The organism is Archangium sp. (assembly GCF_036277355.1).
Lineage (GTDB): Bacteria > Myxococcota > Myxococcia > Myxococcales > Myxococcaceae > Archangium.
Genome location: NZ_DASUNC010000019.1, coordinates 64,951 through 86,400, shown reverse-complemented (window position 1 = coordinate 86,400; position 21,450 = coordinate 64,951). Strand labels below are relative to the sequence as shown.

The following is a 21,450-nucleotide window of genomic DNA, read 5'->3' as shown; positions in this document are numbered from 1 at the left end:
GCCGATGGTCCTGGTGGACGCTTACGACCCGGCCTTGGTCACGAAGGGCGCGCCACCCGCCGACGCATCCGCCATGCACTTGGACTGAGCTGCAACGCCGATGAGCACCGTCGGACAGCCCGCGACCACCACTCCACCATGCGAGGTCGGATCCCCCAACCGCGCCGCGGGCTTGCCTCCGATGATCACCGTTGACTCACCCTGGGAGATGGAGTCCGGAGGCCCCACGCACACGGCCATGTCACCCACTCGTGCCGCGGGCATGTAACCGATGAGCACCGTTGACTCACCCGCCGATACGGGCCCTCCCACATGGGGGACCGGGCCCGGCTCCGACTTCGGGCAGGTATGCATGTCACTGATTCGAGCAGCTGGAGGCATGGAGCGCTCTCTCCTCTGAAGCAGTTGTCACTGGACTGAGTCCACAGGGTTGGGTTTCACCTCGGCGGCTTCCTCTGATGTCGCGAGTGCTGCACCGCTGTCGGAGAACACCACCCCCCCCTGTGAATCCCGGCAAACGCCACGTTCAGTGTAGCACTCGATACCAGCGATTCTCAGAGTGAAGGCGGAATTTCGACCCGAGTCCCAAACGACTTTATGGCCAGAGTGAAAAGTTCACTCCACCATCGCGCTGACCTCGCGCGAGAAGGCCTGCTCGTCATCGGCGTGGATGACGAGCGGGGGCAGCACGGTGAGCCCGGTGGGCGCGCCCTTCACGGCGTGCATCAACACCAGCTTCGCGGGGCGCCCCGCGCGCGAGTGCACCATGCGCATGGTCCTCGGCTCCAGCTTCGCCGCGTGCAGCACGGCCATCAGCTCGGACAGCCGCGAGGCCGGGTACACCCCGCAGAAGCTCCCGCGGCTCCTCAGCAGATACGCCGCCGAGCGCGCCACGTCCCGCAGCTCGCAGGAGATCTCGTGCCGCGCCAGCGCCTTCTCCATGTCCGTGCTGATCCTCCCCTGCTCCCGCGCCCGGTACGGCGGGTTGCACAGCACGTAGGAGAAGCTGGCCTTCGGGAACAGCCGGTCCACGCAGCGCAGATCTCCCCGCACCAGCGACACCTCCCGCTCGCAGCGGTTCAGGTGCACGTTGCGCTCGGCCAGGGAGAACAGACGCGGCTGGAGCTCCAGCCCGGTGATGCTCTCGCAGCCCAACCGCCGCGCGAGGATGAGCGGGATGATGCCGCAGCCGGTGCCCAGGTCCATCAGCCGGCCCCGCACCGCTCCGGCCTCGTAGACGGCGAAGTGCGCGAGCAGCACTGGATCCAACGTGAAGCGGTAGCCCCGGCGGCGCTGGAGCACCCTCACCTCTCCCCCGCAGACGGAATCGAGCGTCTCCCCGGCCCCGGGCCGGAGCTCGAGCGGCATGCGCTGGGGCCACGCCAACGCTTCTGTCAGCAGGGCACCCACCCCGCTCCTAGGCCTCCGGATCCAGGAACAGGAGCCCCGCGGGCGGCGCGGGCTCCACCCGCAGCGTCTTGGGTGGCAGCGACTGCGCCGCCTCCATCACCGCGCGCACCTCCCACAGGGGCGGCGGGTTGAGCGCGAAGCCCACCTGGAACGTCCCCGCGTGGACGCCGCGCACCAGCGAGTCCAGCCCCTGCACCGCGAACACCTGCGGGTGTCCCGGATCCTCGGGGTCCTTGATGCCCAGCACCGTGCGCAGCACCAGCGCGTTGAGCAGCGCCAGGTCCAGGCTGCGCAGCGTCGGATTGCGCGGCGCGGCCTTCAGGTGCGCCAGATCCAACCCCTGCCGGAAGCGCAGGATCTTCCCCCGCCCTCCGGGCAGCACCATCAGCACCGCGTGGTGTCCGCGCACCAGCGTCGCCAGCCGCTCGTTCGCCAGGGCCACGCCCCGAGGCGTCGTCAGCGGCTCGTCCAGGTCATGGATGCGCGCGTACGCCGTCACGAGCGCGAGGAAGGTCTCCTCCTCGAAGGTCTCCAGGCCCTGGATGGCGCGGTGCACCGGCTCGAAGTGCAGCCCGGGATCCGACAGCGGCACGATGGCCGCCAGACTCGGCCTGCGCTCATCCAGCTCGGCCAGGGGGCGCAGGGGCGCCTCGTCGAGCACCGCCTGGATGCGCCGGGCCACGGGCGAGGGCTCGATGCGCCGCAGGGACACCGGGGCGTCCTCGAAGGTGCCCTGCCACACGGTGCTGCTCAACTCGGCGGCCTCGGCCAGCAGGGCCCGGAGCACTCCATGGTCGTCCGCCGCCAGGGTGACGGTGGGCTCCACCTGGGCCGAGCGGGGCCGGTAGGGCTCGTGCTCCAGCGGCTCGGCCGCGTCCGGCGCCAGGCCACACAGGAGGAAGCGGACCGGAGGCCCTCCGAGCCGGCCCGCGGAGCTGTACACCTCCGCCAGGTACAGGGCCGGGCGGGAGTCGCGCAGGACGGAGCCCGCCTGCCTCAGCCGTCCCAGCTCCGCCGTGGGGTCCACCCTGTCGAGCAGCGGGCGGATGAAGGCGGAGCGGGGCGGAGCGTTGAAGGGAGAACCCTCGTCATCGGCCGCCAGGTGCGATTCGAGCGAAGGAAGCAGGGCTGAGAACGGGAGGACGCGCGCCATATGGGAAAAAATGGGGCCCCGCTTCCCCGCCCGCCACGACGCCCTCTCGGGCGCCCGGCAGCCGAGCTACCACCACACGCAGCGGTAGGGCTTGGAGCGCGCCGGGCCGAGACCCAGCGGGCCCGGACGCTCGGCGGCCTCCTCCCACAGGAGGCTCACGGTGGCGATGGCGCCCGCCGAGCCGAGGAAGGACAGCACGTACGGGGTGGGCTGATCGAACCCGCCGAGCACCAGTCCGGACAGCAGCAGCACCACCGCGCCCACGCCCACGCCGAAGATGTCCGCCCTCAGGATCTGCCCGGGGCTGGGGTCGTATTTCATCGTGGCCAGCGCGAGCGCCGTCGCGCCGATGCCCGGGGTGATCAGCAGGGTGTCCGCCCACGCCTTCCCGGAGATCTTCGTGCCGGAGAAGTGAACGACAGCCAGCAGCAGCGCGCCGTAGATGAGGCCCCACCCTCCTCCCGAGGCCACCAGCATGCCGTCATCGAGCGGCAACTGGCTGCCGGCAACGGTCGCGGTGAGCCACGCACCGAGCTCGGCCCCCACGAAGGAGGCCCAGGCCAGCGCGGTCACATCGCGCGTGAGCATGTCCACGAAGCCCGCGGCGAACATGCCTCCGATGAGGGAGTTGCCGATGCCGAAGTAGCCCATCGGCTTGTCGATCCAGTTGTAGAACTGCCACCACGCCGACGCGCCGAACCCGAGCCCCGCGCCGAGGAGCGTGCCCGCCAGCATGGCCTCGCGGGAGCTGCGCTCGAAGCTGAAGCCGTTGGCGATGCCCTGGGTGAAGAAGCCGCCCAGTGCCCCCATGACGGAGTGGTGCAGGATGAAGGAGAGGCTGCCCGGCCCGGAGAGGAACGCGCCGTAGCGCAGGTGGCCATCGAGGATGGCCCCGTTGGCCTCGGGCTCATCGGAGGCCCGGGGCGCCGCGGGCGGCAACTGTCCTTCCTGGGTGAGAGGTGCCTGGGGCGCGGTGCGCAGCGAGGCCGTGTCCGGCGGCTGCACCGGCGCATCGGAGGCGTACTGCGCGCGGGCCGTCCCCGGCATGGCGAGCAGGAGGACAGCGGCGAGGGACAACCAACGGGTCAACGGGGACACGCGAACCACTCCTTGTCCGGACTCGGCGGCATCAAACCCCAATGCACGGCCGATGCAGCGGGAATCTCACCTTCTCCCAGAGGGAGAGGGTGGACAGAGCGTCATCGGAATGTTGACTTCCGCGCGCCCGGCGGCGAGACCCGGGTTCCCCTCCCGCTCCGGCATCCCTGGACCGGGCGGGTCCATTCACGAACCCAGGAGCGCCATATGGGCACGATGAAGTTCGAGGTCCCCCACTCCCTCCCGAAGGACGAGGCCAGGAAGCGCGTCGAGCAGCTCCTCGAGTACTGGACGGAGAAGTACGGCGTGAAGGCCAACTGGGCCGGGGACGGCGCGAAGGTGATTGGCAAGGTGATGGGCATCAACCTCGATGCCAGCTTCACCATCACCGACGGCGCCATCCAGGGCGAGGGCACCGACCCCGGCATGCTGCTGCGCAGCCAGGCCAGGTCCTACCTGCAGAAGAAGTTCACGGCCGCGCTCGACCCGAGCAAGGGCGGCCTCGACGACGACAAGGGCCTGGCGTAGCCGGCTACAGCAGCGGTCCCTCCTCCAGCGCGGCGAGCGCGTAACGCGCCGCGCGGGAGATGGACTCGGCCGAGTCCGGCAGCTCCGGATAGTGGCCGGCCAGCTGGCGCTGGGGGAAGCGCAGCTGCGAGATGGCGTTGCGGTAGTGCCGCCGCGCCGCCTCGTGATCCTTCAGCCGCTCGTGCACCTGCGCCATCAGGTAGTGACCGATGGCCAGCGAGGGCTCCAGGAAGAGCGCCTTGCCCAGCTCCGCACGGGCCTCGGCGAGCTCTCCGGCCTGCAGCTCCGCCAGTCCGCCGAACACCCGCGCTTCCACGCACAGCGGCTCGCGGTTGATGGCCTGCGCGAAGGCATCCCGCGCGTCCACGACACGTCCGCTCAGCGAGTAGATGTTGCCCAGGGTGAGCAACGCGTCCAGGTGGCCCGGCTCGTCCGATAGGAGCTGCTCCACGGTGGCCACCGCGGACACGAAGTCACCGCGCTCGATCATCCGCACGGCGGCGTTGAGCCGCTCGCCCGGCGCCAGCATCAGCGACCACGCGGGCATCTCCCCGGTGCGCGTGCGGCCCGCCTCGGCGCCTCCGGTGGAGGCCTCGAGCAACTTCCGGGGCGGCTCCTGGGGGCCCGGGGGGAGCGCCGGAAGAGGCGCCTCGGGAGCCTTGGACGCGGGCACCTCCACCGTCTTGCGCGCTACCGAAGGCACCTTGGCGGACGTGTCGAGCGTCGTCTTGAGGGCCCGGGTCGACGGGAGCAGCGCGGAGTGGGACTTCGTGTTCCCGATGCCGATGGGCGTGCGCGGCGCCAGCGGCTTCACGGGCCGCCGGTAGACGAACGCCCCTTCCATCTCCACCATCTCGAAGCGATCGTAGACCTTGAAGAGGCTCTCCGAGTAGCCCAGCAGCAGCAGGGCCCCGGGCCGCAGCGCCGCGAGGAAGCGATCCATCAGCGCGCGGATGGTGGGCAGATCGAAGTAGATGATGACGTTGCGGCAGAGGATGAGATCCAGCGACTCCGGCTTCACCTTCTCGAAGACGGGGACGGCGAGGTTCTGCCCGTCGAAGCGCACGTAGTCCTTGAGCGAGGAGACGATCTCGTACCCGTCCTCTACCGGCCGGAAGAAGCGCGTGCGGCGATCGCCGTGCATGCCGGCCACGCGGCGGGCCGAGAAGCGCCCCTGCTTCGCGGCCTCCACCGCGGCGAGGTTCAGGTCCGTGGCCCACAGGTCCACCTCGATGGGGAGCGCGCCCTGCTCGGCCAGCACCATGGCCAGGCTGTAGGGCTCCTCGCCGGTGGCGCAGCCCGCGGACCAGATGGACACCCGGCGGTTCTCCCGCCGCGCCTTCCACAGGGCGTCCGGGAGGATGCGGCTCTCCAGCGCCCGGAACTGCTTGGGATCGCGGAAGAACTCGGTGTGCCCCACCGTGACGAGCGGCAGCAGCGCGCGCAGCTCGTCCTCCGCGGAGCGCAGCAGCTTCACGTACTCCTCGGCGTTGACGATGCCCACCACGGGCATGCGCGTGGACAACGCCAGCCGGAGGCTGTGGTAGCCGTCCGGAGTGATCTTCAGCCCCGCCCGCTCCAACAGCAGGGACGAGAGCTGCTGCAGGGCCTTGGAGGTCACCGTCAGCATGACTGTACCCACTGAACGAGGGTTGGACCGATCTGCTCGAGCGGCAGCACTTCCTCGGCGGCCCCGAGGCGCACGGCCTCCTTGGGCATGCCGTACACGGCACAGCTCGCCTTGTCCTGGGCGATGGTCCGCCCGCCGCGCTCGCGGATCTCCTTGAGTCCGCGGGCACCGTCGCGGCCCATTCCGGTGAGGATGACGCCCAGCACGCGCGTCCCGAAGGACTCCGCCGCGGACGTCAGCAGCACGTCACACGAGGGCCGGAAGCCTCGCACCGGGGGACTGGGATCCAACACCAGCCGTCCCTTGGGACGCACCACCAGGTGCGAGCCCGAGCGCGCGATGTAGACACAGCCGGGCACCATCTCCTCGCCGTCGGTGGCCTCCACCACCTTCAACGGCGATTCGGAGCCGAGCCACTGGGCCAGGCCCTCGGTGAACCCGTGGCTGATGTGCTGGCAGATGCACACCGGCGCGGGGAAGTCCTTGGGAAGCATCTTGAGCACCACGGAGAGGGCCTTGGGCCCTCCGAGGGAGGAGGCAATGACCACCAGGGGGTACGGCGCCTCGGTGGCCGCGGGACGGACGTTCTGCTTCTGGACCTGCACGGGGCGCGACACGCGCACCTCGGCGAGCAACATCAACTTGCGGCCCACCGCCTGCCAGAAGTCGATGCCGGGCTCGTGTGGCCGATCCACCACGTCCACGGCCCCGAAGGCGAGCGCCTGGAAGGCCTCGGCGCCGGAGAGCGTGCCCGGGTGGAGCGCGAGCACCGGCACGGGCCGCTCCGCCATCACCCGTTGAATGGCCTTGAGGGCATCCGGGCCGGACAGGTCCACCACGACCACGTCCGGGTGCAGACGCTGCACGACCTCGAGGGCCTCGGAGAACTCGCAGACGTTGCCGGCCGGGGCGAGCACCACCCCGTCGAACAACCCCCGCGAGGCGCTCCGAAGCACCTCGCCCACCAGCAACACTCGGTATGCGGACGCACCGACGTCCAAGCTTCCCCCTCGCCTCGCTTCAGGTCAGACGATCGATGGTCTGCGCCAGGCTCTCCACGCCCAGTTCGCCCTTCACCAGGTACGCATCCGCGCCCGCCTCGGCCCCGCGCCGCCTGTCCTCCGGCGACGCGAGCGAGGACAGGATGATGACCGGGATGCGGGACAGCCCCACGGTGGACTTGAGCCGCCGCGTGAGGGAGAAGCCGTCCAGCCGGGGCATCTGCACGTCCGAGAGGATGAGGTCGTACTGCTGCGACTGGGCCTTGAGGTAGCCCTCCTCGCCGTCCTGGGCCTCGTCCACGGTGTGCCCCAGCGCCTTGACGAGCGCCGACTCGGTGGCGCGCGCGATGGGCGAGTCGTCCACCAGCAGCACCCGGAGGCGCTTGGCGGCCTGACCCTGGGTGACGGGCCGCGCCATGCGGCGCACCTCCGTCATGATGTCCGGCACGTGCAGGAGCACGGCGATGCGGCCGTCCTCCAGCGCGGCGGTGCCGGCGATGAAGGCGGCGCCCTTGAGGAACTCGCCTCCGCAGGGCTTCACCGCCACCTCGCGCTCGTCCACGAAGCCGTCCACCACGAGGGCGGCCAGGTCATCGCCGTGACGCACCACCACGGCGGGCGGCTTGTCGAAGCGGTTGCCTCCGTTGACGCCCAGCAGCGGCCCCAGGCCCACCAGCGCGGTGGGCTTGCCGCGGTGCTTCACCGCGAGGGTGCCGAAGACCTCCATCCGGTCCTCGGGCTTCACGCGCATCACCGCCACCACGTCCGCGGCGGGCATGCCGTAGACGTCGTCGCCCAGGCGCACCAGCAGCACCTTCATGAGGGCCAGCGACTGCGGCAGGCGCAGGGTGAAGGCGCTGCCACGGCCCAGGCGGCTGACGATGCCCACCGAGCCGCCCAGCGACTCCACCTTCTTCTTCACCACGTCCATGCCCACGCCGCGGCCGGAGATGTCGGTGATCTCATGGCGGGTGGAGAAGCCGGCGCGGAAGATGAGCTCCATGGCCTCGCGCTCGGAGAGGGCGGCGGCCTGGGACTCGGTCAGCAGGCCCTTGCGCACGGCCGCTTCCCGCAGCTTCTGCGGATCCATGCCGCGGCCGTCGTCGTCCACCTCGATGCTGAGCATGTCGCCGTCGGCGCGCACGCGGATGCGCAGGCGGCCCGCGGCGGGCTTGCCGAGCATGCGGCGCTCGTCGGGCGTCTCCAGGCCGTGGTCCACGCCGTTGCGCAGCAGGTGCACCAGGGCGTCGCGCACGTCGGCCAGCATCGAGCGATCCACGCCGAGGTCGGCGTTCTCGATGACGAGGTCCACGTCCTTGCTCTGGGCGCGGGCGATGTCGCGCACGGCGCGCGGGAAGGCGTCGAAGACGGTGGACAGCGGCACGAGGCGGGCCTCGGCCACGTGGTCCGCCATCATCGACAGGTTGCCGTGCAGCGTCTCGATGCCGTCCCCGTTGCGGCGCACGAAGCGGAACGCGTCGTCGCGCAGCATGTGCAGATCGCCCTCGATGCGCTCGAGGTCGTTGCGCAGCGAGTTGGGGACAGCCAGATGCTCGGCCAGCTTGAGGAAGCGGTCGCCCAGGCGCGAGAAGCGCTGCAGCAGCGCCTCGGCCTCGGACGCGCGCAGCCGGCCACGCGCGCTCTCCACCAGGAGATCTCCCGCGAGCAGCCCGAGCGAGTCGAGCACCTCGACATTCACGCGGATGCTGCGATCGGCGAGCGCCTTGGGGGAGTGACCCTCCTCGTGGGCGTGCTCGGCCCTGGCGCGGGGCGGAGGTGACACCGCCGCGGCGGGCGGAGGCACGTAGACGGGCTCCGCGGGCTCCTCGAGGGTGGCTTCCACCACGGGGACCGCGGGCACCACCGCAATGGCCGTCTGCGAGGGCCGGGCGCCGCCGATGGCCGGAGGCGCGTGGCCGGAGGCCGCGGTGAGCGCCTCGACCATCTCCTGCGAGGCCGGGGTGCCCGACTGGGCGCCCTCGGTGTCCTCCAGGAGGTCCGAAATGGTGTCGCACGCACGCAGCAGGAGGTCCGTCGCCACCTCGGTGGCGGCCCTCCCGTCTCGCTCGGCGCGCAACACGTCCTCGGCCGCGTGCGCGAGCTGGCCGATGGCGGCCAGGCCCAGCATGCGGGCCTCGCCCTTCATCGTGTGCAGCTCGCGCGCGACCTCGTCCGCCGCCTGATCCGCGGTGGGCTTCTCGAGATCGAGAATGCCCAGCTGGATCTTCTGCAGACGGTCGGCGCTGACCTCCTGGAACTTCGACAGGAGGGATTTCTTGAGGGACTCGGTGTCCATGACCAGAGGGCGTCAGGACGGAAATCCGCCCCGAGTTGCCTCTCCCGCTCCTGACTAGTCGGCCTTGAAACGCTTGATGAGCTCCGCCAGACGGCCGGCGAGCTGCGTGAGCTCGGCGGCGGCACCCGTGGCCTGCTTGGAGGCCTGGGTGGTCTGACGCGTCACGTCCTCGATCTCCGCCATGGAGGCCACCACCTGCTCGGTGGCGGTGCGCTGCTGCTGCGTGGCGAGGTTGATGACGCGGGCGGCGTCACTCGTCTCCTGCACACCGGCGAGGATGCCCTCGACGGCCTGCGCGGCCACCGCGCCCAGCTTCTCACCGGACTCCGTGGCCTCCTTGGAGGCATCCGCGGCGCTGCCGGCGGCGGCCGTGGCCTCGCGGATCTCGGTGATCAGGTTCTTGATCTCCTTGGTGGACTCCATGACGTTCTCCGCCAGGCGGCGCATCTCGGCCGCGACGATGGAGAAGCCCTTGCCCGCCTCACCGGCGCGGCTGCCCTCGAGGGCCGCGTTGAGCGCGAGCAGGTCCGAGCGGTCGGCGATCTCGTCGATGACCTCGACGACGGTGCCGATGCGCTCCACGCGCTTGGACAGCTTGGTGATGGAGTCGGCCACGGCGACGCCGTCGCTGCGGATCTGCTGCATGGCCTGGATGAACTCGCCGATGGCGCCCCGGCCCGCGCGAGCGGCACCCAGGGTCTCCTCGGCCACGCGCGCCACGCTGCCGGCGTTCTCGGCGATCTGCGCCGAGGCGTGCTTGAGCTCTTCCATCGTGGCCGTGGTCTCGTGGATGGCCGCGGCCTGCTCGGTGCTGCTCGTCTCGTGCTGCGTGGAGGCGGCGAGCACCTGGTTGGCGGACGAGGACAGGCGCAGGGCCGCCTCGTTGATCTCGCGAACGAAGGTGCGCAGCGTCTCGATCACCTTGCCGAAGCCCTCGAGCAGGGGCCCGAGCTGGGCGTCCTCGGTGGAGGTGTTCCACTGGGCCAGGTCACCCTCGCGCACCAGGGTGATGAGGGCGTCGATGGCCTGATCGATCTCCTGGGCGGCCACCTGCTTGCGGCGCTCGGAGGAGGCGTGCCGGTCCAGCAGCTGGTTGAAGAGCTGGGCCAGGTCGGCGGCATCGTCCTCCAGGGCGTTCTTGGGAACGCGTGCCTCGAGGTTGCCCGCCAGCACCGCGATGACGGTGTCGGTGAGGGGCTTGAGCGAGCCGGCCTTCTTGGTACGAGGGGCAGCCGCGCCCTCCGTCGGGACAACTTCGTTCTTCGTGTCAGCGGGGGACATTGCCTTCAGTGCCTTCCTTGAGCATTCAAGGTTTCAACGAGATCGATGAGCATCACGGGGCGTTCCTGGTCGAGGAACACACCGACCGCATACGGTGCCGCACCAGCCACGACCGGCAGGCGCCGCAGGTCCAGGATGGGGACGGGCCGCACGCCGCGGATGGCGTCCACCTTCAGGTGGCCCTCCCCTTCAGGAGTGTCGAAGACGAGCGCGCGGCCGCCACGCTTGAGCGGACCGAGCCCCGGCACTTCCAGATCGTCCGGGTGCGAGCGATCGATGCGCAGCACCTGCTGGGCATCGGTGCCGTAGACGACGCCGCCGACCTCGAAGAAGAGGAGGTCGACCTCGTTCTGCTCGGACGGGTCGGGCGAGTGATCGTCGTAGATCATCGCACCACCGCCCGCTGCCGGGCGCTCTGGAGCAGCTTGGTGAAGTTGATGAGGGCGATGGCATCCTGGGGCGTGGCGCCCCCATGGACGCCGAGCAGGTGCTCGACGGCCGCATCCCCGCCCAGGGGAGGAGGAAGGATGTCGGCCACGGGGATGCGCCGCAGGCCGAGCACCGCATCCGCCACCACACCGACGCGGTAGTTGCCGCTGGTGCCGATGAAGAGCCGGGTCCTGGCCCCGACGCGGGCCTCCCCCTTGCCAAGGAAGCGCAGGAGATCCATCACGGGGAGTACCTCGCCGCGATGGCCGGTAACACCCAGGAGGAAGGATGGAGTTCGCGGAAGGGGCGTGAGGAGCCCGGTGCGAATGACCTCGAGGACATTCTCACTGGGGACCGCGAGGCGAAGCTCACCCACGCGGAAGCAGAAGAATTCCTGCTCCGGCCGGGCCTGGCCCGTGATGGCTCGGTCGGGAGCCTTCCGAAGCGCACGCTGAAGGGGAGTATTGGTCAAGGCGCCAAAGTATCCGGAGGCTAGCGAAGTGGGTCAAGAGAGGACCGAATCACATGGTCCGGGCCCACTCAACGGTGTAGGGTAACAGCAGTATTCCTTGAGGAGGCAGATGTCTCGCGTACTGGTCATCGATGATAGCCCGATGCTGGTGGAACTCACGGTCCGGGCCCTCTCCGCTGCCGGCTACCACGCCACCGGAGCGACCGACCTGGCGAGCCTCGACCAGAAGCTCGCCGAGGGACCGTTCGCGCTCATCCTCATGGACGTGAACATGCCGGAGATGTTCGGCGATGACGTCGTCGAGTACCTCCGCACCCAGAAGAAGGTCACCTCCAAGCTGGTCCTCTACTCGGACATCTCCGAGGAGGAACTGGCGGCCAAGACCCGGAACTCGGGCGCGGACGCCTACATCCTCAAGGGGGGCGGCATCGAGGCGGTGATCGGCGGCATCATGCGCATCCTGAGGGCCCCCACGGCCAGTGCGGCCGCACCCGCACGTCCAGCGGCAGCGCCCGCCGCCCCGGCCGCCCGCCCTGCGGGGACCACGGCGGCCCCCCGCCCGCCCGCGGTGGCACCGGCAACCCGTCCCCCCGCCGCCGCGCCCGGTCCCCGCCCCACCGGACCTGGAGTTCCCCAGGCGAATGTCGCCGCGCCGCCTCGCGTCGCCCCCGCGGCGGCTCCGGGACAGGCGATTCCCGGCCCACGTGCCCCCGTCGCGGGACAGGTGGCCCAGCCTCGTCCGGTAGCGCAGGCTCCGGCGGGCGCCCATCCGACACCGGCCGCGGCAGCCCATCCCGCTCCAGCGGCGGGAGCCCATGCGGCACCGGCCGCTCCTCGCGCGCCCGTCGCGGGACAGGTGGCCCAGCCTCGTCCAGTAGCGCAGGCTCCGGCGGGTGCGCACCCCGCTCCGGCGGCGGGCGCCCATGCGGCACCGGCCGCTCCTCGCGCGCCCGTCCCGGGACAGGTGGCCCAGCCTCGTCCGGTGGCGCAGGCCCCGGCGGGTGCGCACTCCGCTCCGGCGGCGGGCGCCCCCCCCGCTCCGACGGCTCCGCGCACCACGGCTCCGGCGCATGCCGCTCCTCCGGCGACGGCGCCCGCGAGGCCCGCGGCTCCCGTCGCGGCGCATCCCACGGCTCCGGCGGCCCACGCGGCGACGGCCCAGCCGGCTCCCGCCGCGCATGGCCCGGCTCCGGTCCCCGTGGCGCCTCAGGCGGCCGCGCCCGCCCACACTCCGGCGGCGTCCCCTGCCCCGGCGGCCGCACCCGCTGCGGCGGCCACTCCGGCTCCGGCCGCGCCTGCCGCCGCGCCCGCTCCGGCCGCGACGGGTGGATTCCCCTCGGCCGCGAAGATGGCGGCGGCGGCCGGAAGGAAACCCCGCATCCTCATCGTCGATGACAGTGAGATGACGGCGCGCATCATCGAAGCGGACCTGGTGAGCAAGGGCTTCGAGGTGCACATCGCCGACTCCGCGGACAAGGCGACGAAGATCATCCTGAAGAAGCAGACGCGCCCGGACCTGGTGCTGTTGGACGTGCGCATGCCCAACGTGAACGGCGAGCAGTTCTGCCGGTTCATCAAGAGCAACAGCCTCTTCAAGGGCATCAAGGTGCTGCTGTGCTCCGGCGAGAACATCGAGGAGCTGCAGCGCATCTGCCGCGAGGCCGGCGCCGACGGCTACGTGCCGAAGGACGCCGTGCTGGGCCACCTGGTGGCGAAGGAGCTGCAGGAGTAACCCGCGCTCGAGCCCTGCTTCAACGCGCGTTGGCCGCGTTCTCCCGCTCGTCGAGCCCGCGCGCGAAGTTGCCGATGATCAACCCCGGCCGGGCCGCCTTGAGCCGGCGCAGCAGCGTGCGGATGCCCACGGGCTCGCCGCCCGCGCCCTTGTCTCGCGCCACCTCCAGGTACTGGATGGGATCGATGCACAGCGAGCGCGTCTGCACCTGGTCCACCTTGTACTTCTTCACCAGCCGCTCCAGGGCCTTCACCTCGCCCTCGCGATCGGTGACGCCCGGGAAGAGCAGCAGGTTGAGCGCGAGGTACGCCCCCCGCTCGCGCGCCAGGGCGATGGACGCCTCCACGTCCTCCCAGCCGTACTTCACCGGCTTGTAGTAGGCCTCGTAGAGCTCCTTCGACGCCGAGTTGAGCGACACGCGGATGGCGTCCAGCCCCGCGTCGAAGAGCGCCTCGAGTCCCTTGGTGAGGCTCGCGTTGGTGTTGATGTTGATGGAGCCGCGCGAGGTGCGCTCGCGCATGTAGCGGATGGCCTCGGCGATGAACTTCCACCGGGTGAGCGGCTCGCCCTCGCAGCCCTGGCCGAAGCTGACCATGGTGCGGCCCGGCGCATGCTCCAGGTGGTACAGGCCGATCCGTCCCATCTCCTCGCCGGTGGGCCCGTCATTCATGCGCTCGTGCGAGGCGGGAGGCCCATCCGCGGGCTGATCCGAGATGCACCCCACGCAGCGCGCGTTGCACATCACCGAGGCGGGGATGGCGCCCTCGTCGCGCACGTAGAAGATGTTCTGCGAGGTGAAGCACCGGTACAGCATCGCGCACGTGGTGAGCTGCTTGAGCACGCGGTTGCCGGGGAAGCGCGCCAGGTGCGCGTCGACGATCTTCTTCAGCTCGGGGGTGGAGTACTTCTCCGGATCCCAGTGCGAGCGCTTGTCGGTGTGGATGGCCCAGGCCACCGGACCGTCCTCGCCCCAGGCGGCGGCGGTATAGGCCCACTGCGGAAGCACGGGACCGTCCGCCTTCACCTCGCCGGGCAGGAACGTCCGCGTGTAGCCCGGAGGCAGCAGCGCGCCCACCGCGTTGGGCACGAAGGTCTTCCCGTTCATCTTGATCTCGCGGACGAGCTCCAGCTCCCCCGTCTCGGGATCGATGCCCACGGGCAGCCGGCCCGGCAGGTGGACGAGCCGGCCAGCGGACGGCAGCGGAATGGGCTTGTCCTGCGGGGGAACGAGCTCCTCCCCGCTGCGCAGGGTGGCCAGCAGATAAGGGTGCTCCATCACGCGCCCCTTCGGATCCGCGAACAACAGCTTCGGTGCCAAAGTCATGACCTCGTTAACTATCACTGGCGGGCGAAGCTTTCGACGCGCCGCGCATTCACGAGCCGTATGGCTCTCCGGATGGCCCCATGCCGGAGCGCGTCTTGACTCCCCCAGGGCCCCTGCCTAGGGTCCGCCCGCTTTTGCGTCCCTTATCGCGGACATTTCGGAGGCAGCTCAAGTGATTGTCGGAGTCCCCAAGGAGATCAAGACCCGCGAGTACCGTGTCGGCATGGTTCCGGCGGGCGTTCGCGCCCTGACCAGCGCGGGCCACACGGTTCTGGTCGAGACGAACGCCGGCGTCGGCTCCGGCATCCCCGACTCGGAATACCAGCGCGTTGGCGCGCAGATCGTCCAGAGCGCGGACGAGGTGTGGAAGCGCGCCGAGATGATCGTCAAGGTGAAGGAGCCCATCGCGCCCGAGTACGAGCGCATCCAGAACGGGCAGATCATCTACACCTACTTCCACCTGTCCGGCGTGGACCCCGAGCTCACGCGCACCCTGGTGAAGAAGAAGGCCTCCGCGGTGGCGTACGAGACCATCCAGCTGGATGACGGCTCGCTGCCCCTGCTCAAGCCGATGTCCGAGGTGGCCGGCAAGATGGCCATCCAGGTCGGCGCCGCGTGCCTGGAGAAGGCGCACGGGGGCAAGGGAATCCTCCTGGGCGGCGTGCCCGGCGTGCGCCGCGGCCGCGTCACCATCATCGGTGGCGGCGTGGTGGGCACCTGCGCGGCCAAGGTCGCCGTGGGCATGGGCGCCGAGGTCACCATCCTCGACGTCAACCTCGAGCGCCTCACCTACCTGGATGACGTGTTCCTCGGCCGCGTGGCCACGCTGGCCTCGGACACCGAGAGCATCGCCAAGAGCGTGCGCGAGGCGGACATCGTCGTCGGCGGCGTGCTCATCCCCGGCGCCGCGGCGCCCAAGCTCGTCTCCGAGGCCCTCGTGGCCGAGATGAGCCCCGGCTCCGTGGTGGTGGACGTGGCGGTGGACCAGGGCGGCTGCATCGAGACCTGCGTCCCCACCACCCACGACAACCCCACCTTCGTGAAGCACGGCGTGGTGCACTACTGCGTGGCCAACATGCCCGGCGCGGTGCCCCAGACCTCCACCTTCGCCCTCACCAACACCACCCGGCCCTACGCCCGGAAGATCGCCGACATGGGCCTCGTCGAGGCCATCAAGGCCGACAAGGCCCTGGCCCGCGGCCTCAACACCTACAACGGCCAGGTCACCTACGAGGCCGTCGCCAAGGACCTCGGCTACAACTACATGTCCATCTTCGACGCCATCGGCGCCAAGGGCCGGTAGTAGTTTCCGGTCATCCACAGTGCGACACCCCGGCGGAGGGGTTGCTCCCGAAATCAGGGAATAATTCTCCCCGCCGGTTGTCTCCCGCCCGCTGGGGCAGCCGTGCAAACGGCGCCAGCGGGCTTTGTGTTGTTGCCCAGTCTGTTCCCGTGCATACATTGCCGGGTAGGTAACGACTCAATTGCCTGTAATTTCGGGCCTCTGGAAGGCGGGAGCATGCTGGACTTCAGGCAGAACAACCGGACGAAGCAGGAATTCGAGGAACTGGCCCTGGCCCACCTCGACCCGCTATACTCCGCGGCCCTGAGGCTGACGAAGAATGAGCGGGACGCCGAGGACCTGGTGCAGGACACCTGCATGCGGGCCTACCGCTTCTTCGACAAGTTCGAACGCGGCACCAACATCAAGGCCTGGCTCTTCAAGATCCTCACCAACACCTTCATCAACCGCTACCGGCGCAAGGTGAAGGAGCGCAGTGTGGTGGAAGGTGTGGAGCGCGAGGCGGTGCACGAGCGCTTCGTGAGCCGGGACGCGACGGACTTCGCGGCCAACCCCGAGCAGTACTTCTTCGATCGCCTCCTGTCGGATGATGTGTTGCGCGCCATCGACGCGCTGCCCATCGACTTCCGGCTGGTGGTCATCCTCGCGGACCTGCAGGAGTTCTCCTACAAGGAGATCGCGGAGATCCTCGAGTGCCCCGTGGGTACTGTGATGAGCCGCCTGTTCCGCGGACGCAAGCTGCTGCAGAAGACGCTGCGCGAGTACGCGCAGGGCTCTGGCGTGCTGCGTCAGGACGGGGGCGAGGCGGCGAATGGGGACAGCACGGCCGCCGCCGCGGGATCACCGACGAACCTCGAAGATTACCGACGCAGGAAGAAGGTGGGGTAGATCGAGGTTGATGGCCCCGGAAATATTTCTTCACGATATTTCCGAACGGGACCCCAACCATCTCCCGCCCTGAGCGCTCATGACCTGCCAGGAACTCGATTCCATCCTCTACCCGTTCCTCGACGGCGAGTTTCAGCCCGAGGAGCGGCTGGACGTTGAAGCGCACCTCACCGGCTGTGCCGAGTGCGCGCAGCGGGTGAACATGGAAGTCCGGATGCAGCAGTCGCTGCGCCGGGCCGCGCGTCACGCGGTGGAGACCACCCGCGCTCCGGATGCGCTGAGGGCGCGGATCCAGCTGGGCATCCGCCAGGAGCAGCGCCGCGACACGCAGATGTGGTGGTTGCGCGCGAGCGCCGCGGCCGTGGTGGTGCTGATGGCCGGCGGCGCGTGGATGGTGCTGCGGCCCGAGCAGCGGCAGCGCTTCGTGGAGGACGCCGCGCGCTGGCACGCCCGGCAGTTGCCGGTGGAGGTCGCGGGCCACTCGCACGAGCACGTGGAGGCCTGGTTCGACGGCAAGTTGGACCACCGGGTCTCCGTGCCCCGGCTGCCCAACGTGCAGCTGGCCGGAGCGCGCATCTCCAACGTGGAGAAGTACCCCGCCGCGTACATCAGCTACGAGCGCAACGCGGACAAGCAGGGCGCGCCGGCCCGGCGCATCGGCCTGTTCGTCTTCGACGACGCCAAGCGCGAGGTGGAGGCCCCTCCCCTGCCCTCCGTGCAGGTGGGCTCCAGCCACGGGTACAACGTGGCGGTGTGGCGGGACGAGGAGATCGTCTACGAGTTGGTGAGTGACCTGGACGAATCGGACATCCGCCGCATGGTGGCCGAGCAGGCGGCGATGAAGAGCCGGCCGTCGCATCCGGTCTCGCCGGACGTGGCCGCGCGGCCCGTGTCGCTACAGCGCTGAAGCACCCGTGCGGCGCGGGCTGCCCGCCTGCCCCACGAGCTGGACTGCCTGGAACTCCGACTGGACCGAAGATTGACGGTCCCGGTAGGCACCGATAGCCTCCCCGAGCGAGTTTTCCAGCGTGGCCGTCTCCCGTCTCCGACGCGCGACGCGCACGCCCCAACAGGTCCGGCATCCCTTCCATGTCCAAGAACATCCTGATCGTCGAAAGTGACACCGCCCTCTCCGCGAATCTGCGGCAGGCCCTGGAGGCCCGCGGCTTCGCGGTGCAGGAGACCACCGACGGCAAGGGCAGCGTGGAGCAGATCCGCCGTGATCGGCCCGAGCTGGTGGTGCTCGCGGTGGATCTCTCGGCCGGACAGAACGGCTATCTGATCTGCGGCAAGCTGAAGAAGGACGATGAGCTCAAGACGATTCCGATCATCATCATCGGCAACCCGGATGGTTTCGCTCAGCACCGCAAGCTGAAGGCGCACGCGGACGACTACGTGGCCAAGCCGGTGAACGCCGACGAGCTGGTGGATCGCGCCGGTGCGCTGATCGGCTTCCCGGAGCTGCCCGCGGGCGAGGTCGTCGATGACGGCCTGAGCCTGGGCGGACTGGACGGACTGGGCGACGAGCCGGTGCAGGGCGAGGAGCTGGCCATCGAGGGCGAGCCGCTGGAGAGCCACGGCGAGGAGCTGGCGCTGCTCGACAACCCGTTCGGCGACAGCGTGGATGATCCGCCGGTGACGGGCAGCATCGAGGAGCCGGTGGAGGCCCCGCCGGAGCTGAGCTCGCCCGAGGACGACTTCTCCGGGCTGGACGGCCTGGGCGGTGGCGAGGACGACAACGCGCTCGACTCGCTGGGCATGGACAGCGACAAGACGGTGGTGGGCTTCATGCCGCCGGAGCCCCCGCCGGCCCCGGCTCCGAAGCCGGCCCCTGCTCCGGTGGCGCGCCCCACTCCGGCTCCGGTGGCCAGGCCGGCTCCGGCGCCCGTGACGCCCGCGCCCCGCGCTACGCCGCCGGCCCCCACGCCCCGGGCGGCTCCGGTGAGCACGCCCGCGGCTCCGGCCATGTCGGCGGCGGACGCGGCCGAGCTGCGCAACCTGCGCGCCAAGGTGCTCGAGATGGAAGGCGCGCTGGAGGATGCGCGCAGCCAGGCCAGCAGCGCGGAGACGCGGGTGCAGGAGCTCGAGGCCGAGCTGGAGACGAAGAACACCGAGCTGGAGACGGCGAAGGCCTCGGTGGGCAAGAACGACTCGGCCACGCTGGCGCTGCGTGAGGCGTCCAACCGGAAGGATCGGGAGATCCTCCGCCTCAAGAGCGAGCTGAACCAGAAGGAGCAGGAGATCGTCGAGCAGCAGGATCGGCTGCTGGCGCTGGAGCAGCAGGCCAACGGGACGACGGACGAGATCGCGCGGCGGGACGCGGAGCTGAAGACGCTGAAGACGAAGGCGGATCAGCTGATGGCGGAGCGGCGCCGGGTGGAGCAGCAGCTGAATGCGGCGAAGGAGGAGGCGCGAGGGGCCACGGCGCGGGCGGCGGCGCTGCAGGCGGAGGTGGAGCAGTACCAGGCGCAGTCGGGCGAGGTGGAGGAGCTGAGGGCGAGGGCGGAGCAGCTGGAGGCGGAGCTGGCGGCGGCGAGGAGCGAGGGCGACAGCTGGCGCGAGGAGCTGGAGGCGGTGAAGGCGCAGGCGGGCCAGGAGACGGACGAGCTGCGCAAGCGCATCACCGAGATGGAGGAGCAGGTGGCGCGCAACGAGGACCGCGTGGCGCGGCTGTACACGCGCATCAAGTCGGACGAGAAGCTGCGCGAGAAGACGAAGAAGGCGCTGGCGATCGCCACGCAGCTCCTGGAGGAGCAGCCGGCAGTCGAGGACGACGAAGAAGCCGTCGCCTGAAGCAGAGCCGTCGTCGAGGAGTCCCCTCGAGACAGTCGTCTCGGGGACCCTCCCAGGGAGTCCCCTGCCCCACCGAGTCACATCCCCTCTCCCATCGGGAGAGGGACGGGGTGAGGGTATCGAGGGCCCCGGGTTCGAACCCGAGCGGGCCCCTCCCCCACCCGAGCCCTACTTCTCTTCCTTCTTGGGCTCGTTCTTCTTGTCCACCATCTTCTTGGCCACGCTCTGAAGGCCTGATGGGACGTTCTTGTCCCGGCTGAGATCCTTGAGGTCGTTCTCGCGCAGGGTGCTGAGGAACTTCATGCCCACGGCGAGCGGAAGCTTGGGGTTCTTCAACAGCGCCATCTTGATCTTGTAGTTCTTCGTGAACTCACGGCTGTTGTAGATGATGCGCAACACCTCCTCGTTGACGGCCTTGTTGGTGGCGCAGCTGAGGACCTCGCCGTCGGTGATGCGGGGGCTGCGGATCACGGCGGTGCAGACGAGCTTGTTGGTGTCGCGGATGAGGAAGCTGCGCGCCTCCTTGTTGCCCAGCGTCGCCAGCTTGATCTTCTGGGCGATGCTCATCTTCATGATGCGCTGGGTGAGGCTGAGCTTCTTGGCCTCGGGAATGGCGGCGGTGGGATCCTCCCCCTCCTTCGCCTCCGCCGGAGCCGCGGCGGCGGCCTTGGGCGTGGCGTCCTCGAGCTCCTTGAGGATCTCCTCGGCGGTGGGACCGGCCTCGGGGGGCGCGGCGGAGGGCCCGAAGACGCGGACGCGAGCCGCCTGCATCTGGGGCACATCCGCGACGGCCATGCCGCTGCGCACCGCGAAGTCGCACACGTTGTCGATCAGCGCCGGGGTGGCATGGGGGTTGGCGCACAGGCCGCGGATGATGTTCTCGGAGCGCAGCACGCGCAGCTGGTTCTGACCGATGATCTCCGCGATCTTCGCGCTGCAGGTGCGCGCCACCTCGGCCACGGCGTCATCCGGCGTGGACGGGTTGAGCACGAGCATCTCCGCCAGGGCGTCCTTGCCGCCCAGCAGCGAGAGGAACCAGCCCAGCACCGGGGGCGCGACGGCCTCGTCGCGCAGGCCCGTGGAGAAGCGATCCGGCAGCGCCGCGGCCGACCTGGCGGCCGTCTCCCGCACCGCCGCGTCCGCGTCGAACGTGAGCATGAAGAGCGCGCCGAGCATGTCCGCGGGCGCCAGCGGCACCAGCGCCTTGGCGGCCATCATCCGCAGGGGCACGGGCGCGGCCGGATCCACATGCTTGCGCATGTTGGGCGGGAGGAACTCGGCGGTGATGGGACAACCGGCGGGGGCCGCGGGGATCGGCTGGGCAGCGGTGCTCATGAGGCGTGATTCCTTCCGTAGATGATGCGGAGCCCCTCGAGCGTGAGGAACTCGTCGACTTCGTGAATGAGCTTGGACTCGCTGGCCACCAGGGGCGCCAGGCCACCGGTGGCCACCACCCGCGTCTCGAAGCCGATCTCCGACTGGAGGCGGGCGCAGATGCCGTCCACCATGCCCACGTAGCCGTAGAACAGGCCGGACTGGATGGAGTGCACCGTGTTGCGGCCCACCACGTGCGGAGGCCGGGCGAGCTCCACGCGCGGCAGCTTCGAGGCGTTCTGGAAGAGCGCCTCCATGGAGATGTTGATGCCGGGGCAGATGGCCCCGCCGAGGTACTCGCCCTTCGGCGTCACCGCGTCGAGCGTGGTGGCCGTGCCGAAGTCCACCACGATGAGGCCCTGGTGGTGCTTGTCGTAGGCGGCCACCGCGTTGACGATGCGGTCCGCGCCCACCTCGCGCGGGTTGTCGTAGAGGATGGGCATGCCCGTCTTCACCCCGGGCCCGACGAACATGGGGCGCGTCTTGAAGTAGCGCTCGCTCATCCGCTCCAGGTTGAACTGCAGCGGCGGCACCACGCTGGACACCGCCACCGCGCGCACCTTGTCCGGATCGATCCCGCTCGACTGGAAGAGCTGGCGCAGCAGGATGCCGTACTCATCCGACGTGCGGCGGGCACTCGTCTCCAGACGCCAGTGGTCCAGGAGGCGCTTGCCTTCGTACACCCCAATCACCGTGTTGGTGTTGCCGACGTCGATGGCGAGAAGCATGGCTCGCCGC

At 69.9% G+C, this 21,450-nt stretch carries 18 protein-coding genes and 2 pseudogenes; 7 read left to right on the top strand and 13 right to left on the bottom strand.

Features of this window, described 5'->3' with window-relative positions:
• Positions 1 to 21 precede the first annotated feature (21 nt).
• The 4 genes from VFZ09_RS05440 to VFZ09_RS05425 form a co-directional block, all read right to left on the bottom strand.
• Positions 22 to 354, bottom strand: a complete 333-nt coding sequence (locus VFZ09_RS05440) for a PAAR domain-containing protein (protein ID WP_329726407.1) — start codon at positions 352 to 354, stop codon at positions 22 to 24.
• 261 nt (positions 355 to 615) lie between these two features.
• On the bottom strand, positions 616 to 1,368 hold the full coding sequence (locus tag VFZ09_RS05435; RefSeq protein WP_329726406.1) for a tRNA1(Val) (adenine(37)-N6)-methyltransferase: 753 nt from the start codon (positions 1,366 to 1,368) through the stop codon (positions 616 to 618).
• 49 nt (positions 1,369 to 1,417) lie between these two features.
• On the bottom strand, positions 1,418 to 2,563 hold the full coding sequence (locus VFZ09_RS05430) for a DUF1015 family protein (RefSeq protein ID WP_329726405.1): 1,146 nt from the start codon (positions 2,561 to 2,563) through the stop codon (positions 1,418 to 1,420).
• 66 nt (positions 2,564 to 2,629) lie between these two features.
• Positions 2,630 to 3,661: a hypothetical protein gene (locus tag VFZ09_RS05425; RefSeq protein WP_329726404.1), complete on the bottom strand. Its 1,032-nt coding sequence runs from the start codon at positions 3,659 to 3,661 to the stop codon at positions 2,630 to 2,632.
• A gap of 207 nt (positions 3,662 to 3,868) precedes the next feature.
• Here VFZ09_RS05425 and VFZ09_RS05420 point away from each other — a divergent pair, with 207 nt between their 5' ends.
• Positions 3,869 to 4,189 carry a polyhydroxyalkanoic acid system family protein gene (locus VFZ09_RS05420; RefSeq protein ID WP_329726403.1) on the top strand — a complete coding sequence of 107 codons (321 nt, stop codon included), beginning with the start codon at positions 3,869 to 3,871 and terminating at the stop codon, positions 4,187 to 4,189.
• A gap of 4 nt (positions 4,190 to 4,193) precedes the next feature.
• Here VFZ09_RS05420 and VFZ09_RS05415 read toward each other — a convergent pair whose 3' ends face one another.
• The 6 genes from VFZ09_RS05415 to VFZ09_RS05390 are packed head-to-tail and all read right to left on the bottom strand — an operon-like array spanning position 4,194 to position 11,298.
• Positions 4,194 to 5,819: a CheR family methyltransferase gene (locus VFZ09_RS05415; protein WP_329726402.1), complete on the bottom strand. Its 1,626-nt coding sequence runs from the start codon at positions 5,817 to 5,819 to the stop codon at positions 4,194 to 4,196.
• Positions 5,813 to 6,820: a chemotaxis protein CheB gene (locus VFZ09_RS05410; RefSeq protein ID WP_329726401.1), complete on the bottom strand. Its 1,008-nt coding sequence runs from the start codon at positions 6,818 to 6,820 to the stop codon at positions 5,813 to 5,815. Before VFZ09_RS05410 ends, VFZ09_RS05415 begins: the two co-directional genes overlap by 7 nt.
• A 19-nt stretch (positions 6,821 to 6,839) precedes the next feature.
• The gene (locus VFZ09_RS05405; protein ID WP_329726400.1) at positions 6,840 to 9,116 is read right to left on the bottom strand and encodes a hybrid sensor histidine kinase/response regulator; all 2,277 of its coding nucleotides are present in this window, start codon (positions 9,114 to 9,116) and stop codon (positions 6,840 to 6,842) included.
• Positions 9,117 to 9,170: 54 nt separating this feature from the next.
• Positions 9,171 to 10,397, bottom strand: a complete 1,227-nt coding sequence (locus VFZ09_RS05400) for a methyl-accepting chemotaxis protein (RefSeq protein WP_329726399.1) — start codon at positions 10,395 to 10,397, stop codon at positions 9,171 to 9,173.
• 5 nt (positions 10,398 to 10,402) lie between these two features.
• Entirely contained in the window at positions 10,403 to 10,786 is a 384-nt protein-coding gene (locus tag VFZ09_RS05395; protein ID WP_329726398.1) for a Frizzy aggregation protein FrzB, read from the bottom strand.
• Positions 10,783 to 11,298 carry a chemotaxis protein CheW gene (locus tag VFZ09_RS05390; protein WP_329726397.1) on the bottom strand — a complete coding sequence of 172 codons (516 nt, stop codon included), beginning with the start codon at positions 11,296 to 11,298 and terminating at the stop codon, positions 10,783 to 10,785. Before VFZ09_RS05390 ends, VFZ09_RS05395 begins: the two co-directional genes overlap by 4 nt.
• A 109-nt stretch (positions 11,299 to 11,407) precedes the next feature.
• On the opposite strand from VFZ09_RS05390, the pseudogene VFZ09_RS05385 reads away from it, so the two are divergent.
• Both VFZ09_RS05385 and VFZ09_RS05380 read left to right on the top strand, forming a co-directional pair.
• Positions 11,408 to 11,920, top strand: a pseudogene (locus VFZ09_RS05385) (response regulator); the annotation flags it as partial.
• Positions 11,921 to 12,529: 609 nt separating this feature from the next.
• Positions 12,530 to 13,030 (top strand): annotated as a pseudogene (locus VFZ09_RS05380) (response regulator); the annotation flags it as partial.
• 19 nt (positions 13,031 to 13,049) lie between these two features.
• Here the strand turns inward: VFZ09_RS05380 and VFZ09_RS05375 are convergent.
• Positions 13,050 to 14,354 carry a radical SAM protein gene (locus tag VFZ09_RS05375; RefSeq protein ID WP_329726396.1) on the bottom strand — a complete coding sequence of 435 codons (1,305 nt, stop codon included), beginning with the start codon at positions 14,352 to 14,354 and terminating at the stop codon, positions 13,050 to 13,052.
• Positions 14,355 to 14,526: 172 nt separating this feature from the next.
• Here VFZ09_RS05375 and ald point away from each other — a divergent pair, with 172 nt between their 5' ends.
• From ald to VFZ09_RS05355, 4 genes are all read left to right on the top strand, one after another.
• Positions 14,527 to 15,657: an alanine dehydrogenase gene (gene ald, locus VFZ09_RS05370; protein WP_329726395.1), complete on the top strand. Its 1,131-nt coding sequence runs from the start codon at positions 14,527 to 14,529 to the stop codon at positions 15,655 to 15,657.
• 216 nt (positions 15,658 to 15,873) lie between these two features.
• Positions 15,874 to 16,545 carry a sigma-70 family RNA polymerase sigma factor gene (locus VFZ09_RS05365; protein WP_329726394.1) on the top strand — a complete coding sequence of 224 codons (672 nt, stop codon included), beginning with the start codon at positions 15,874 to 15,876 and terminating at the stop codon, positions 16,543 to 16,545.
• Positions 16,546 to 16,624: 79 nt separating this feature from the next.
• A complete protein-coding gene (locus tag VFZ09_RS05360) occupies positions 16,625 to 17,452 on the top strand; it encodes an anti-sigma factor family protein (protein WP_329726393.1) in 828 nt (275 codons plus the stop codon).
• A gap of 182 nt (positions 17,453 to 17,634) precedes the next feature.
• On the top strand, positions 17,635 to 19,338 hold the full coding sequence (locus VFZ09_RS05355; protein WP_329726392.1) for a response regulator: 1,704 nt from the start codon (positions 17,635 to 17,637) through the stop codon (positions 19,336 to 19,338).
• 168 nt (positions 19,339 to 19,506) lie between these two features.
• Here VFZ09_RS05355 and VFZ09_RS05350 read toward each other — a convergent pair whose 3' ends face one another.
• Complete coding sequence (locus VFZ09_RS05350) at positions 19,507 to 20,673, bottom strand: hypothetical protein (RefSeq protein WP_329726391.1); 1,167 nt, start codon at positions 20,671 to 20,673, stop codon at positions 19,507 to 19,509.
• Positions 20,670 to 21,440, bottom strand: coding sequence for a type III pantothenate kinase (locus VFZ09_RS05345; protein WP_329726390.1), 771 nt, complete (start codon positions 21,438 to 21,440; stop codon positions 20,670 to 20,672). Before VFZ09_RS05345 ends, VFZ09_RS05350 begins: the two co-directional genes overlap by 4 nt.
• Between the last annotated feature and the right edge of the window lie 10 nt (positions 21,441 to 21,450).

Excerpts from the sequence above, each read along its gene's own strand:
- VFZ09_RS05365 (WP_329726394.1), top strand. The coding sequence starts at position 15,874 with ATGCTGGACTTCAGGCAGAACAACCGGACGAAGCAGGAATTCGAGGAA.
- VFZ09_RS05345 (WP_329726390.1), bottom strand. The coding sequence starts at position 21,440 with ATGCTTCTCGCCATCGACGTCGGCAACACCAACACGGTGATTGGGGTG.
- VFZ09_RS05375 (WP_329726396.1), bottom strand. The coding sequence starts at position 14,354 with ATGACTTTGGCACCGAAGCTGTTGTTCGCGGATCCGAAGGGGCGCGTG.
- VFZ09_RS05355 (WP_329726392.1), top strand. The coding sequence starts at position 17,635 with ATGTCCAAGAACATCCTGATCGTCGAAAGTGACACCGCCCTCTCCGCG.
- VFZ09_RS05405 (WP_329726400.1), bottom strand. The coding sequence starts at position 9,116 with ATGGACACCGAGTCCCTCAAGAAATCCCTCCTGTCGAAGTTCCAGGAG.
- VFZ09_RS05360 (WP_329726393.1), top strand. The coding sequence starts at position 16,625 with ATGACCTGCCAGGAACTCGATTCCATCCTCTACCCGTTCCTCGACGGC.
- VFZ09_RS05350 (WP_329726391.1), bottom strand. The coding sequence starts at position 20,673 with ATGAGCACCGCTGCCCAGCCGATCCCCGCGGCCCCCGCCGGTTGTCCC.
- VFZ09_RS05415 (WP_329726402.1), bottom strand. The coding sequence starts at position 5,819 with ATGCTGACGGTGACCTCCAAGGCCCTGCAGCAGCTCTCGTCCCTGCTG.
- VFZ09_RS05440 (WP_329726407.1), bottom strand. The coding sequence starts at position 354 with ATGCATACCTGCCCGAAGTCGGAGCCGGGCCCGGTCCCCCATGTGGGA.
- VFZ09_RS05395 (WP_329726398.1), bottom strand. The coding sequence starts at position 10,786 with ATGATCTACGACGATCACTCGCCCGACCCGTCCGAGCAGAACGAGGTC.
- VFZ09_RS05420 (WP_329726403.1), top strand. The coding sequence starts at position 3,869 with ATGGGCACGATGAAGTTCGAGGTCCCCCACTCCCTCCCGAAGGACGAG.
- VFZ09_RS05430 (WP_329726405.1), bottom strand. The coding sequence starts at position 2,563 with ATGGCGCGCGTCCTCCCGTTCTCAGCCCTGCTTCCTTCGCTCGAATCG.
- VFZ09_RS05400 (WP_329726399.1), bottom strand. The coding sequence starts at position 10,397 with ATGTCCCCCGCTGACACGAAGAACGAAGTTGTCCCGACGGAGGGCGCG.
- VFZ09_RS05435 (WP_329726406.1), bottom strand. The coding sequence starts at position 1,368 with ATGCCGCTCGAGCTCCGGCCCGGGGCCGGGGAGACGCTCGATTCCGTC.